This window comes from Sphingomonas sp. PP-CE-3A-406 (assembly GCF_003688625.1).
Classification (GTDB): domain Bacteria; phylum Pseudomonadota; class Alphaproteobacteria; order Sphingomonadales; family Sphingomonadaceae; genus Sphingomonas.
On the sequence record NZ_RCWY01000001.1, the window covers coordinates 1,294,749 to 1,308,882 of the forward strand.

Consider the following 14,134-nt stretch of genomic DNA (forward strand, 5'->3'; position numbering starts at 1 on the left):
CGGCGTGGTCATGCCCCGATCACGTCGCCGAACTGGGTATCCTGCATGGGCTGGTCGTCGCGCCATGAGGCCGAGTCGCGTTTCAGCGTCAGATTGATGATGACCACTCCCGCATAGGACGGTCGGGACGGCTTCGGCAGATGCAGGACGCGGCGACCCGACCGGTACGTCGCAAGCGCCGCCGCCTTGATCCGCCGGGCGGCGTCCGCACCGTGCCAACCGACGACCGCGACCGCGACGTGCGTCGCGTCGGTGATCGTGACGACCGCATCGCGCGAATAGTCGCGCAACTGCTGCAACGACCGTGCGTGCCATGACGGCTGGTCGAACGCCGAGACGTCGGTCGAGCGCCACGCGACTCGCATACCTTCGGGGACGGCGGTCCAGCTATCGGCCGGCGACGATTCGCTTGACGGGTCGATCGCCGGGTCGATCGACGGCCGGGCGGAGCGGATCAGGTCGTGTCGGCAGCGCTGGCACCGGCTGAACAGAAAGCCCTGGTTTTCCAGGACGAGCGGCGCGGCGACGTGCCCCGAGACGTGGCATAGCAGGTTCATGGCGATCCTCCTTGGTGATCGATGTATCGAGGTGCAGTGCGGCGAGGACGATCAGGTCGCTCGGTCCCTGTTCGAGCACCAGATCGAGATTCCAGACTTCGAAATGGCGGCCCATGCCGATCAGCAGCGCGCGCTGGCGGATGCCGCGTCGCGACCGCATCCAGGGCGCGATCCGAATCCGCCCCTTGCCGTCCATCTGCGCGGGCGCGACGAACCCCAGCCGTCTTCGCAACAGCGCCTCGCGCGCCTCGCGCTCCCACCCGCCGAGCAAGTTGCCCTGAGTATCGTGATGATGCACCGCGACGCTGTCGCGGTCGCAGACGATCATGCACGGGTGATCCGCATGAAGACCGACGAACAGATCGTCGCGGATCGCGCGCGATTGTATCGCCACGCAGAAATGTTCGGGTAAAGTCAGCTCGCCTTTCGCGTTGATCGTCGAAATCGAGCTGCCAACGAAGAAATCAACCATGCGCTACACACCGAAAAAGCTGGCTGCACCCTGCCAGCCCCGGAATTATCTCGCGTTAACCATATCTCGTATTTAACCTCGGTTAAGTTTTTGGGACTAACCCGATCCTGTCGATTTCTACGAATGAAGATCGGAATTTTTTCCAATGGATTCGCGAATCTTCACATCACTTCGGTATGCGAAAATAGCGATGCAGCCACATCGGGGAGGATAAACCGCGCCGTTTTTACGGAAATCGAGCGTTATCTGCAGAACGAAACGAGCCCAGCTCGAGTCGAGTTGCTCGATCGGAGACCTTCGACGGGGGCGATGGCACGGCTCACGTCGATCGAGTCGATTGCGTTTTTGGCGAACCTTTCGGCTACGCTACAGCTCCCCGCCGGACGCGTACCGAGGCTCGCTCAAAACCGGTGGGGCGAATAGCGTGCCGGATCGATCGCCGCGACCGCGGGATCGGGCGCGGTGCCGAGCAGCAGGCTGGCGGCAAGCAACGCGGCAGCGGGCGCCGTCTGGATTCCGAACCCGCCCTGCCCCGCGCACCAGAAGAACGCGGGGGTATCCGGGTCGAAGCCGTAGATCGGCAGGCGGTCCGGGGCGAAGGTCCGCAACCCCGCCCAACGCCGCTCGATCGCCGCGACGCGCCAATCGACGACGCGTTCGAATCGGTCGACCGCGATCGCGATGTCGATTTCCTCGGGCGCGGCGTCGCAGGGGGCGGTCGGTGTCTCGTCATGCGGGCTTAGCCAGAGGCGACCGCCGGGTTCGGGCTTGAAATAGAACCGCCCTGCGATGTCCGCGATATGCGGCAAGCCGTCGGGTGCGCCGGGATCGGTACGCAGTTGGACCATCGTCCGGCGATAGGCTTGCAGGCCAAGCGGGCGGACGCCGGCCCGCACCGCGACCGCGTCGGCCCACGCACCCGCCGCATCGACGATGACGCGAGCCCTGAACGCGCCGGCCTTGGTGTCGATCGTCCACACGCCGCCGACGCGAGTCGCGCCGGAGAAAGCGGCATCGCTGACGAAGTCGACTCCGGCACGGCGTGCGGTGGCGATGCTTTCGGCATGAAGTGCTGCGACGTCGATATAGGCGCAGCTCGCCTCCTGGACGCCGAGCGTCCACTCGGCGCGCAGGCCGGGGACGAACGCGGAGGGGTCGACTCGGTCGAGCGCGACGTCGCTGCCCGCGAATTCGGCCAGGAACGCGTCGATCGCCGCTTCGTCTTCGGCACGACCGATGTGGATCGAGCCGAGCGGCGCGAGATGCCCTCCCGCCTCGAGGAACGGACCCGAGGCAGTCGTCAACGGCTGGATGTCGGGGCCGCCATAGGTTTCCGACCAGAACGCCGCCGAACGACCGGTGGCATGATACCCGGGAGTGTCCTCCGCTTCGAGCACGAGCACGCGCGCATGCGGACCGACCGCCGCCGCAAGGCTCGCACCGCCCATGCCTGCGCCGACGATCGCGATGTCGTAGACGGGCGCCATCAGCGGAGCGGCACGCACGCCACGAGAAACGAATCGATCGCCGCCAGCGCACGGTCGCGAACGCCGTCGGCCTCGCGCAGAATTTCGTGCGCGGATTCGCGACCGAACCGGACGACCTGCGCATCCGGCAAGCGTGCCGCCAGCCGGAGCGCGGCGCGCGAATCGACCAGCTTGTCGGCGTCGGCGATCAGCATCAGCACGGGGATATGGGTCGACTCGATGCGGGGATCCTTCGCCAGCGCCGCCGCGCCTGCGAACCCCTGCGCGAGCCACGCCCAGCTCGGCGGGCCGAGTACCAGCTCCGGACACGTCCGCTGCCACCAGAGCTCGTCCTCGTAGCGCGCGGCGTCATGCGTCAACAAAGTCTGCCGCGACGCGACCGATCCGGGCCGCTCGTTGGTCCGCCACGCCGCACGCGCCGGATCGCCGCGCGCCGCCATCCACTGCGTCACCTTGCTGGCAAAGCCCGTGCCGAACGGGGATTTCAGCCCGATCATCGGCGCCACGAGGATCGCCGCTGCCGGCTGGATCGACCGTGCCGCGAGCGCGCGCATCACCATCATGCCGCCCATCGAGTGACCGAGCACGACGCTCGGCAGCGCCGCGTCCCGTGCATCCGCCGACGGCGCGTCCTCCGCGCTCCAGTCCGCCCAGAACGCTGCGAGATCGCGGTCGTACACACCGTAATCGCTGGCGTGGCCGACATGCGGATCGGCGGAAAGCCGCCCTGAACCACCCTGCCCGCGCCAGTCGAACGCGGTCACCGACCACCCCTGCGCATGGAGATGCGCGAACGTTTCCAGATATTTCTCGAAGATATCCCCGCGACCGGTCTGGAACAGCATACGGCCGCGCGGCGCCGCGGCTGGCCAGTCGAATCGACGCAGCTTCCAGCCGTCCGGCGCGGTCCAATAACCGATGCGAGCGCTGACCGGGATCGCCCGTCGCGCCGCACAAGTCGCGGTATCGCCGGTATTTTTGCGCGGCACGGTTACTTTTTCGAAAGCCATCTCCGTTAGGACTTAGCCGATGGGGTCCAACATTGCGCTTCCAATCTTGATTTTCGTGCTGGGGGGCCTGCTGGTTTCCGCTGGCATCGAGGACGTGCGGACTCGGGAAATCGCCAACTGGAAGAACGCCGCCGTCGCGCTGCTCGCGCCGGTCTGGTGGTATGCGAACGGCCTGGATGTCTGGCCCGACATGGCGCTCCAGCTCGGCGTGGCCCTGGCCGTTTTCGCCGTGTTTCTGATCGCGTTCCATTTCGGGATGATGGGCGGCGGCGACGTCAAGCTGATCGTCGCGCTCGCGCTGTGGCTGCCGTTCCCGGCGTTCCTGTCGATGCTGATGATTATGTCGATCGCCGGCGGGATCGTCACGATCGTCATGATGATCGAGCGAACGATCAAGAAGAATACTGGACTAATCGAGGTTCCATATGGGGTCGCTATAGCATTCGCCGGTATTCTCGCACTCCGCGAACCACTCCTTAACCAGTTTCAGTGATGATTAGCCTCGGAACGAACACCGGGCGCCTGAAAGGCACGATGTAGTCATGGACAGCCGCAAGATAATTCTGCTGGTAGGCGCGCTTATAGTCGCGGCCGTAACAGCCTTCTTTGCCAGAACGCTTGTGGCGGGAAGTTCGGCACCGCAAGCCGGTGCCTCCGCAATGGCCGCGCCGGCCGTCGACGGGCCCGAAGTGCTCGTCGCGACGCGCTCGCTGCCGGTCGGCACGATCCTCGACGCGACCGCGCTGAAGTATCAGCCCTGGCCCAAGGAGCTGGTCGACAACGCCTATTACCTCAAGGACAAGACCAACCTCCAGTCGTTGCAGGGCACGGTGGTGCGCAGCATCATCACGGCGGGACAACCGGTCACGCAGGGTGCGCTGGTGAAGCCCGGCGACCGCGGATTTCTCGCCGCGGCGCTTGGCCCCGGCATGCGCGCGGTCTCCGTCCCCGTATCGGCGCAGGCCGCGGTTGCGGGCTTCGTCTTTCCGGGCGACCGCATCGACCTTGTCCTGACGCAGAACGTCGCCGGTGGCGGCGATGGCCAGCCGCTCAAGGTGTCGGAAACGATCATGCGCAACATCCGCGTGCTCGCCACCGACCAGCGCACCGACAATCTGGTCGGCGAGGACGGCAAGACCAAGGTCCAGACCTTCTCGAACGTGACGATCGAAGCGACACCGAAGATGGCGGAGCAGGTCGCGGTCGCGCAGACGCTCGGCACGCTGTCGCTGTCGCTGCGCTCGATCGCCGACAATTCCGCCGAACTCGAAGAAGCCATCGCATCGGGCGCGGTGCACGTGCCCAACGGGAACGATCCAAAGGCCGAGAAGGCGATGATGGTCCGGCTCGCAAGCCAGCCATCGGCCGGTGCGGGAAGCTACCAGACCGGCGCCGACGTCTCGCGCTACCAGCGCAGCTCGGTCCCTGGAAAACCGACCGCAAGTGTCGGCGGACAAGGCGGGATGCCGATGATGCCGGTCGCAGGACCCACGACGGGTGTGGTCGCCGTGCAAGGGCCGATCGTGCGGGTGGCGCGCGGCAACGCAATGACCGTCGTTCCGGTCGGGGGGAAGAATTGAAATGCGCATTCCGTTGACGCACCCCTTTGGCGCGGCTCGCCAGAAAACGACGTTGGGATGGCCGCTCGTGGTGGCCCTGGTCGCGGCCAGCGCCGCGCCCTCGGTCCCCGCGATGGCGCAGCGCGGTCGCGGGGCGACCGCCCCCGCCGGATCGCCGGTCGTCCAGGTGAATACCGGCCGCGGTCGGTTGGTGACGCTCGCACGGCCGATGAGCGACCTGTTCGTCGCCGACGATGCGATCGCCGATGTCCAGGTCCGCTCGCCGACGCAGCTTTACATCTTCGGCAAGAAGACCGGCGAGACGACGATCTCGGCGACTGCCAAGGGTGGCGCGGTGGTCTATTCGGCGACGATCCGCGTCGGCAACAACCTCGATTCGGTGCAGCAGATGCTCGGGCTGGCGATGCCCGAAGCGCAGGTCGTCGCGACGCCGATGAACGGGCTGATCCTGTTGACCGGTACCGTGGCCGCGCCCGAAGACGCCGCCGAGGCCGAGCGCCTCGTCCAGGCGTTCGTCGGCGATTCGACCAAGGTCCTGTCGCGGCTGAAGACCGCGACGCCGTTGCAGGTGAACCTGCAGGTACGGATCGCCGAAGTTAGTCGGAGTTTCGTCAAGAACATTGGCGTCAACCTGACAAGCCGCGGGTCGGGCAATTTCCTGTTCAATATCGCGCAGGGTCGCCAAGGTACGATTACGACGGTCCCGGGTGTCATCGGCGCGCCGAATGCGCCCGTCGACGTCAATGGTGCAGTGCCGGGCAATACCCTGTTCGGATTCCCGGGGAAGGCAGCGCTCGGTTCGACCATCGGACTTGCCGGTCGATTGCTGGGACTGGACTTGCTGGCCGCGATCGATCTCGGCGAAACCACCGGCCAGGTGACGACGCTCGCCAATCCTAATCTCACCGCGCTGTCGGGTGAGACGGGGACGTTCCTCGCGGGCGGCGAAGTGCCGATCCCGATCGCGCAGGCGCTCGGCACCGTCACGGTCGACTACAAGCAATATGGCGTCAGCCTGGCGTACACGCCGACGGTTCTCTCGGATGGCCGCATCTCGCTGCGCGTCCGTCCAGAAGTGTCGCAGCTCGATTACTCGAACGCGGTCACGCTCAACGGGACGCGCGTACCCGGCCTGACGACGCGACGGACCGAAACCACCGTCGAACTCGGCTCGGGCCAGAGCATGATGATCAGCGGCCTGCTGTCGAACAGCCACAACAACTCGTACGACAAGACCCCCGGACTGGCGAACCTGCCGATCATCGGCGCGCTGTTCCGCTCGAACGCGTTCCAGCGCAACGAGACCGAACTGGTGATCGTGATCACGCCGTATCTGGTCAAGCCGGTCAACAACGCGAGCGACATCGCCCTGCCGACCGACGGCGCGCGCGCACCGTCCGACATCGATCGGGTGTTGCTCGGCACGCTGAGCGCGAGCGGCGGCGGCAAGCGGCCGGTGCCGACCGTGGCGCGTCCCGCCTATGTCCAGCCCTCCGTCGGTGCCACCGCGCCGGTCATGCCGGTGCCGCGGAGCGACATCCGCCGCAGCGAAGACGACGTCAGAGCGCCGGCTCCGATCGCCAACGGCACAGGCAAGGGCAGCAAGCCGGGCACGGCTGTCGTCCCCGCCCCCGGCTTCTCGAACTGATCGGATCGCAGTGACATGCCCCTGCACCCGACGTCTCAAGGATTTCCGATGATCAAGCAATCGATCCTAGCGTCCCTCCTCCCCGCGCTGCTGCTTGGCGGCTGTATGGGAACCGAGAATCGCGGCCTCGAATCGGTCCATCAGCCGGTCGTCAGCCGATCCGATTATGCGCTCGATCTGGGCGTGTCCGGGGGTGCGCTGGCAGGCGGCGAACAGCAGCGGCTGGCAGGCTGGATGACGACGATGCGGCTCGGCTATGGCGACCGCGTCACGATCGACGATCCCGCCGGCGAAGCACCGGGCGCGCGCGGCGACGTCGCCGCGGTCGTCGCGCAATACGGGCTGCTGCTCAGCGACGATGCACCGGTGACGCCTGCCCCGCTCGCGCCCGGCACGATCCGCGTGGTCGTGACCAGGATGCATGCCGGGGTACCGCGTTGCCCCGACTGGTCGCGAGATGCGTCCAACGAGTTCCAGGCGAACACCTCGTCGAACTATGGCTGCGCGATCAACAGCAACCTCGCGGCGATGGTCGCCAATCCGGCCGATCTCGTCCGCGGGGCGCCCGGCGCCGAAACCACCGACACGGCGGTCGCGTACAAGGCGATCGACACGTACCGCAAAAAGGCACCGACCGGTGCCGGTGGCCTGTCCGCCACCACCACGGGAGGAAAGTGATGAACGCTCCGTGGAAGCCAGGCGGCATCGCGCACCGCGAACCGTTTACCGCCTATGTCTGCGACGAGGTGACGGCAGACGCGCTGCGGCCGATCGCCGCCGAACTGGGCTGGTCGGTCGACAAGATCTTCAAGGGCGGCCTGCGCAACGCGGTCCAGTCGCTGTCGGTATCCGCCTCGCCGCAGATCCTGTTCGTCGATCTCGCCGAATCGGGTGATCCGCTCAACGACATCAACGCGCTCGCCGAAGTCTGCGAACCGGGTACGGTCGTGATCGCGGCCGGCCAGGTCAACGACGTCCGGCTGTACCGCGATCTGGTCGCCAGCGGGATCCAGGACTATCTGCTGAAGCCGTTGCAGCCCGACATGCTGCGCGAGGCGTTCTCGCACGCGCAGACGATCCTGAATGCGCCCAAGCATGTCGAGGTATCGCCCGATCGTGCGCATTGCTCGGTCGCGGTGATCGGCACGCGCGGCGGCGTCGGCGCATCGACGATCGCAACCTCGGTCGCCTGGCTGCTCGCGGAGCATGAAGGGCGCGCGACCGCGTTGCTCGATCTCGACGTCCATTTCGGGACCGGCGCGCTCGCCCTCGATCTCGAACCGGGCCGCGGCCTGACCGACGCGATCGAGAATCCGAGCCGGATCGACGGGCTGTTCATCGAACGTGCGATGGTGAAGGCGTCGGAGAAACTCTCCGTGCTGTCGGCCGAGGCGCCGATCAACACACCGCTGATCACCGACGGCTCCGCCTTCTTCCAGTTGCAGGAGGAGATGCGGTTGGCGTTCGAATGCACCGTCGTCGATCTGCCGCGCGGCATGCTGATCCAGCACCCGCATCTGATCAGCGACGTGAAGCTCCTCGTCCTGGTCACCGACCTGACGCTGGCGGCAGCGCGCGATACGATCCGGATCCTGTCGTGGCTCAAGTCGAACGCGCAGCAGACGACGGTGTACGTGATCGCCAACCGCATGCACGCGGGCGGCCAGCTCGAGATCAACCGCAAGGATTTCGAAGGGTCGATCGAGCGCAAGATCGATTACATCGTGCCGTTCGACCAGAAGCTGGCAGCGCAGGCGGCCAAGCTCGGCAAGCCGATCGTCGAGGTCGGCAAGACGTCGAAGACCATCGCGCCGATCCTGGCACTGGCCGCCGAGCTGGCCGCTGCATCGGTCGACACCGATCTCGGCGTCGTGAAGGGCGCGAAGGGCAAGTCGCTGATCGGCAAGTTCAGCAATCTGAAGGGCCTGATGCCGAAGCGCACGGTCAAGCCGGTACCGGCCAAGTAATGGATATGCTGCCGTTCCTTCTGGTGATGATCGGTTCCGCGCTGGCGCTGGGGATCGTGCTGTTCGCGTTCGCCGGTCCGTCGACCGGGCGCGCCCAATCGCGCCGGATCGCCGCGGTGCGCGAGCGTCACGGCGACGCGCTGGTGGTCGCCGAGGCGCAGTTGCGGCGCATCTCGATGACCCAAGATACCAAGATGGATCTCGCCTTCGGTCGTATCCTGCCAAACCCGGTACAGCTCGCCAAACGCCTCGCGATGACCGGCAAGGACTGGACCGTCGGACAATACGGACTGGCGACCGCGGGGATCGCGCTGGTCGTCGCCGCGCTGATGCTGTTGAAGGGCCTGCCGATCCTGCTCGCGCTGCTGTTCGGCGTGTTCGTCGGCGTCGGCCTGCCGCATTTCATCGTCGGCAAGACGATCCAGCGGCGGATCGGCAAGTTCACCGCGAAGTTTCCCGACGCGATCGACCTGCTGGTCCGCGGGCTTCGCTCGGGCCTGCCGATCAGCGAGACGATCGGGGTAGTCGGGCATGAGGTCGAGGGGCCGGTTGGCGAGGAATTCCGCGCGGTCAGCGACAAGATGAAGATCGGCCGGACGATGGACGCCGCGTTGCAGGATACCGCGGACCGGCTCGGCACGCCGGAATTCCAGTTCTTCGTGATCACGATCGCGATCCAGCGCGAGACCGGCGGCAATCTGGCGGAGACGCTGGCGAACCTGTCGCACGTGCTGCGCCAACGCGGCCAGATGAAGCTCAAGATCAAGGCGATGTCGTCGGAATCGAAGGCGTCCGCCTACATCATCGGCGCGCTGCCGTTCATCGTGTTCGGGATGATCTGGGTGATCAACGGCCGGTACATGCAGAATTTCTTCATCGACGAACGGCTGATGGCGATCGGCATGGGCGGCATGGTGTGGATGGCGATCGGCGCCTTCATCATGTCCAAGATGATCAGCTTCGAGATTTAGGGACACGATGATGGGCGGAACCGCCGGACCTACCATTCTCGGGATCGACGTCCTGCTCGTCGCGACGATCCTGTCGGGCGTCGCGGCCTTCGCGGTGATGATCGCGATCTACGCGGCGACGACCGTCAGCGATCCGATGACCAAGCGCGTCAAGGCGCTCAACGATCGCCGCGAACAGCTGAAGGCGGGCATCACCGCGTCGACCAAGCGCCGCGCGAAGCTGGTCCAGCGCAACGATACCGCGGACAAGCTGCGCGGCATCCTGTCGTCGATGAAGGTACTCCAGGACAGCCAGGTCAAGGCGGTCCAGCTGAAACTGATGCAGGCCGGCGTCCGCTCGAAGGAATGGGCGCCGTCGGTGATCTTCGGCCGGCTCGTGCTGCCGATCGTGTTGGGTGGGGCGATGTTGTACTGGGTGTACGGCACCGACGGCTTCGCGACCTGGGGCCCGCTGAAGAAATACGGGCTCGTCGCGATGACCTTCATCATGAGCTACAAGGCGCCCGACCTGTATCTCGACAACAAGATCAAGAAGCGCTCGGATGCGATCCGCAAGGGATTGCCGGATGCGCTCGATCTGCTCGTCATCTGCGCCGAGGCGGGGTTGACCGTCGATGCCGCGTTCCACCGCGTCGCGCGGGAACTGGGGCGGGCGTATCCGGAGCTGGGCGAGGAGTTCACGCTGACCGCGATCGAACTCGGGTTCCTGACCGACCGGCGTTCGGCGTTCGAGAATCTGGCGCAGCGGGTGAAGCTGGATGCGGTGAAGGGCGTCGTCACGACGATGATCCAGACCGAGAAATACGGCACGCCGCTCGCGTCTGCGCTGCGCGTGCTGTCGGGCGAATTCCGCAACGAGCGGATGATGCGCGCCGAGGAGAAGGCGGCGCGGTTGCCGGCGATCATGACGATCCCGCTAATCCTGTTCATCCTCCCGGTGCTGTTCGTCGTCATCCTCGGGCCGGCGGCGTGTTCGATCTCCGACGCGCTGTTGAAGACCTGAAGCAACCGGCGGCGCGGCGGATCGTTGGGCTTCCGTAACAGGAGGGTTTTACGATGCCGTTGTTTTCTACACCTACGCAGTTTGCGGCGCTTGCGCTGGTCTTCGTCGCCGGCTGGCTGTTCGGATTGGCGAGCCATCCGGGGGGGAAGAAGTGGAAGGCGCGGTATCTCGCCGAGCGGGATGCGCATGCTGCGGTGAAGAAGGATGGCGATGTTCGGGCGGCGGCGGCGGAGAAGCGGGCCGTTGAGGCTGAGCGGGAGAATGCTCGGTTGGTGAAGGACGTTGAGGCGGCGCGGTTTGCTCCGGCAGTTGTTGAGCGGGCGCCGGTTGTCGGGCGTGATCCAGTCGTCGATACGTCGCGGACTGGGGCGTTGTCTTCGGCGCGGCCGGGTTATCCTCGGCCGGCGTATAATGCCGATGGGACCAAGCGTGGCTGGTTCGATTTTGACCAGCGTCGGTGAGGTGTAGGGGGCTAGGTTAGCCCCTGCCCCCTTGTTCTCCCGCGAAGGCGGGAGCCCAGTCTGGGTCCCCGCCTTCGCGGGGACACATTTGGGGGGAGGAACCCTCTCCCCATTTTATCCACCCCGGCGGAGGCCGGGGCCCAGTTGGGAGTGCTGAGTAATTGGGGACTGCCCCTCGTTACTTCGGACGTTCCAACTGGGCCCCGGCCTTCGCCGGGGTGGCGGCCCCTATCGGGGTGGTGCGACTTTTGAGCGAGCGTTACTTCTTCGACAGCGCTGCTTGTGCCGCTGCTAGGCGGGCGATTGGGACGCGATAGGGTGACGCCGAGACGTAATCGAGGCCGACCTTTTCGCAGAATGCGATGCTGGCCGGGTCGCCGCCGTGTTCGCCGCAGATGCCGAGCTTGATGCCGGCACGCGTCTTGCGGCCACGTTCTGCTGCGATTTCAATCAGTTCGCCGACGCCTTCGACGTCGATGCTGACGAACGGGTCCTTCGCGTAGATGCCCTGTTCGACATACGCGCCGAGAAAGCGCGAGGCGTCGTCGCGGCTGACGCCCAAGGTGGTCTGCGTCAGGTCGTTGGTGCCGAACGAGAAGAACTCGCCGACTTCTGCGATCTCGCCAGCGCGGAGTGCTGCGCGGGGGAGTTCGATCATCGTGCCGACGAGATACTCGATCGTCCGGCCCTTTTCGGCGAACACCGCCTGGGCGGCCTTGTCGACGACCGCCTTCATCAGTTCCAGCTCGCGGCGGGTGGCGACGAGCGGGATCATGACTTCGGGGATCGGGGCGGCGCCGGACTTCTCCGCGACGTCGACCGCCGCCTCGAAGATCGCGCGGGCCTGCATCTCGTAGATCTCGGGATAGGTCACGCCGAGACGGCAGCCGCGATGGCCGAGCATCGGATTGAACTCGTGCAACTCCGCCGCGCGGCGCTTGAGGGTGTCGACGTCGACGCCCGCTGCGGTCGCGACCTCGGCGAATTCGGATTCCTCGTGCGGGAGGAATTCATGGAGCGGCGGATCGAGCAGGCGGATCGTCACTGGCAGGCCGGCCATCACCTCGAGGATCTCGGTGAAGTCCTTGCGCTGTTCGGGGAGCAGCTTTTCGAGTGCGACGCGGCGGCCCTTCTCGTCCGATGCGAGGATCATCTGGCGGACGTTGGTGATGCGGCTGCTCTCGAAGAACATGTGCTCGGTGCGGCAGAGACCGACGCCCTCGGCGCCGAACTCGCGCGCGACGCGGCAATCTTCCGGCGTTTCGGCGTTGGCGCGGACTTTCAGGCGGCGGACCTCGTCGGCCCACACCATCAACGTCGCGAAATCGCCCGACAGCTCGGGCTGCACGGTCGCGACCGCGCCGATCATCACTTCACCGGTGGTGCCGTCGATGGTGAGCAGGTCGCCCTCCTTCACCTCGCGGCCGCCGCAGCGCATGATCTTTGCCTTGGCGTCGATGGAGAGCGTGCCGGCGCCGGAAACGCAGGGGCGTCCCATGCCGCGGGCGACGACGGCCGCGTGGCTCGTCATGCCGCCGCGCGCGGTGAGGATGCCCTTGGCGGCGTGCATGCCGTGGATGTCGTCGGGCGAGGTTTCGGTGCGGACGAGGATCACGGCGACGCCATCGGCGGCTTTCTTCTCGGCGGCATCGGCGTCGAACACGACCGCACCCGAGGCTGCACCCGGCGATGCGGGGAGGCCCTTGGTCAGGACATCACGGTGCGCCTTGGGATCGAGCGTCGGGTGGAGCAGCTGGTCGAGCGCCATCGGCTCGATGCGCAGGATCGCTTCTTCGCGGGTGATCAGACCCTCGTTCGCCATGTCGACGGCAATCTTGAGCGCGGCCTTGGCAGTGCGCTTGCCGGCGCGCGTCTGGAGCATCCAGAGCTTGGTCTTCTCGACCGTGAACTCGATGTCCTGCATGTCGCGATAGTGGTTTTCGAGCGTGTCGAACACGTCGGCGAGTTGGTGGTAGACCTCGGGCATCGCCTCTTCCATCGAGGCGGGCTTGGCGCCGGCGTCTTCGCGCGCGGTCTTGGTGAGGTATTGCGGGGTGCGGATGCCGGCGACGACGTCCTCGCCCTGCGCATTGATCAGGAATTCGCCGTAATAGGCGCGGTCGCCCTTCGACGGGTCGCGCGTGAACGCGACGCCGGTCGCCGAGGTGTCGCCCATGTTGCCGAACACCATCGCCTGGATGTTGACCGCGGTGCCCCAGCCGCCGGGGATGTCGTTGAGGCGGCGATAGACTTTCGCACGCTCGGACTGCCACGAGCCGAACACCGCGCCGACCGCGCCCCAGAGCTGATCGTGGACGTCTTGTGGGAAGGGCTTGCCCCAGAGCTTCTCGACTAGGCCCTTATACTCCGCGACGAGTTTGCGCAGATCGTCGGCGGAGAGTTCGGTGTCGAGCGTGAAGCCCTGGTCTTCCTTGGCGATCTCCAGCGCTTCCTCGAACGCGCCGTGATCGAGTTCGAGGACGACGTCGGCGTACATCTGGATGAAGCGGCGATAGCTGTCCCACGCGAAGCGCGCGTCCTCGGACTTGGCGGCGAGGCCTTCGACGGTCTGGTCGTTGAGGCCGAGGTTGAGGACGGTGTCCATCATCCCCGGCATCGAGGCGCGGGCGCCGCTCCGGACGGAGACGAGCAATGGGTCGGCGGGGTCGCCGAACTTCTTGCCGGTGACGCCTTCGATGTGCGCGAGGCCGGTGGCGACCTCGTCGCGCAGGCCTTGCGGGAACTTGCCGCCTTCGTCGTAATAGACCGCGCAGAAATCGGTCGAGATCGTGAAGCCCGGCGGGACCGGCAGGCCGATCGACGCCATCTCGGCGAGGTTCGCGCCCTTGCCGCCGAGCAGGTTCTTGTCGCCCTTGCCGCCATCCGAAACACCGCCGCCGAAGCGATACACATATTGGGTCATGGTCGGTCCTCTAAGTGCCTGTTTTTATACGTTGGGCGGGAGCGAAGTTCACAAA

The 14,134-nt window shown here is 66.0% G+C and carries 13 protein-coding genes; 8 read left to right on the forward strand and 5 right to left on the reverse strand.

Features of this window, described 5'->3' with window-relative positions; translation table 11 throughout:
• Nucleotides 1-8: 8 nt before the first annotated feature.
• The 4 genes from C8J44_RS05675 to C8J44_RS05690 all read right to left on the reverse strand — a co-directional run bounded on the left by C8J44_RS05675 (nt 9) and on the right by C8J44_RS05690 (nt 3,526).
• The gene (locus C8J44_RS05675; RefSeq protein WP_147453138.1) at nt 9-365 is read right to left on the reverse strand and encodes a hypothetical protein; all 357 of its coding nucleotides are present in this window, start codon (nt 363-365) and stop codon (nt 9-11) included.
• 22 nt (nt 366-387) lie between these two features.
• On the reverse strand, nt 388-1,029 hold the full coding sequence (locus tag C8J44_RS18165) for a hypothetical protein (RefSeq protein ID WP_147453139.1): 642 nt from the start codon (nt 1,027-1,029) through the stop codon (nt 388-390).
• Between the two features lie 401 nt (nt 1,030-1,430).
• Nucleotides 1,431-2,516: an FAD-binding oxidoreductase gene (locus C8J44_RS05685; protein ID WP_121903612.1), complete on the reverse strand. Its 1,086-nt coding sequence runs from the start codon at nt 2,514-2,516 to the stop codon at nt 1,431-1,433.
• Nucleotides 2,516-3,526 carry an alpha/beta fold hydrolase gene (locus C8J44_RS05690; protein ID WP_121903613.1) on the reverse strand — a complete coding sequence of 337 codons (1,011 nt, stop codon included), beginning with the start codon at nt 3,524-3,526 and terminating at the stop codon, nt 2,516-2,518. Before C8J44_RS05690 ends, C8J44_RS05685 begins: the two co-directional genes overlap by 1 nt.
• A 19-nt stretch (nt 3,527-3,545) precedes the next feature.
• Between C8J44_RS05690 and C8J44_RS05695 the strand changes: the two genes are divergently transcribed.
• The 8 genes from C8J44_RS05695 to C8J44_RS05730 all read left to right on the forward strand — a co-directional run bounded on the left by C8J44_RS05695 (nt 3,546) and on the right by C8J44_RS05730 (nt 11,156).
• Nucleotides 3,546-4,019, forward strand: a complete 474-nt coding sequence (locus C8J44_RS05695; protein WP_121903614.1) for a prepilin peptidase — start codon at nt 3,546-3,548, stop codon at nt 4,017-4,019.
• 49 nt (nt 4,020-4,068) lie between these two features.
• Nucleotides 4,069-5,106 (forward strand): Flp pilus assembly protein CpaB, encoded by a 1,038-nt coding sequence (cpaB, locus tag C8J44_RS05700; protein ID WP_121903615.1) that lies wholly within the window; start codon nt 4,069-4,071, stop codon nt 5,104-5,106.
• A gap of 112 nt (nt 5,107-5,218) precedes the next feature.
• On the forward strand, nt 5,219-6,754 hold the full coding sequence (locus C8J44_RS05705) for a type II and III secretion system protein family protein (protein ID WP_259466744.1): 1,536 nt from the start codon (nt 5,219-5,221) through the stop codon (nt 6,752-6,754).
• A 48-nt stretch (nt 6,755-6,802) separates the two neighbouring features.
• Nucleotides 6,803-7,432 carry a CpaD family pilus assembly protein gene (locus C8J44_RS05710; protein WP_121903617.1) on the forward strand — a complete coding sequence of 210 codons (630 nt, stop codon included), beginning with the start codon at nt 6,803-6,805 and terminating at the stop codon, nt 7,430-7,432.
• Nucleotides 7,432-8,721, forward strand: coding sequence for a pilus assembly protein CpaE (locus tag C8J44_RS05715; protein WP_121886092.1), 1,290 nt, complete (start codon nt 7,432-7,434; stop codon nt 8,719-8,721). Before C8J44_RS05710 ends, C8J44_RS05715 begins: the two co-directional genes overlap by 1 nt.
• On the forward strand, nt 8,721-9,692 hold the full coding sequence (locus C8J44_RS05720) for a type II secretion system F family protein (RefSeq protein ID WP_121886093.1): 972 nt from the start codon (nt 8,721-8,723) through the stop codon (nt 9,690-9,692). The genes C8J44_RS05715 and C8J44_RS05720 overlap by 1 nt, the downstream gene beginning before the upstream one ends.
• Nucleotides 9,693-9,702: 10 nt before the next feature.
• Nucleotides 9,703-10,695: a type II secretion system F family protein gene (locus tag C8J44_RS05725; RefSeq protein WP_121903874.1), complete on the forward strand. Its 993-nt coding sequence runs from the start codon at nt 9,703-9,705 to the stop codon at nt 10,693-10,695.
• A 53-nt stretch (nt 10,696-10,748) separates the two neighbouring features.
• Nucleotides 10,749-11,156: a hypothetical protein gene (locus C8J44_RS05730; protein WP_121903618.1), complete on the forward strand. Its 408-nt coding sequence runs from the start codon at nt 10,749-10,751 to the stop codon at nt 11,154-11,156.
• 259 nt (nt 11,157-11,415) lie between these two features.
• Here the strand turns inward: C8J44_RS05730 and ppdK are convergent, their stop codons facing one another.
• A complete protein-coding gene (gene ppdK / locus C8J44_RS05735; protein WP_121903619.1) occupies nt 11,416-14,079 on the reverse strand; it encodes a pyruvate, phosphate dikinase in 2,664 nt (887 codons plus the stop codon).
• Between the last annotated feature and the right edge of the window lie 55 nt (nt 14,080-14,134).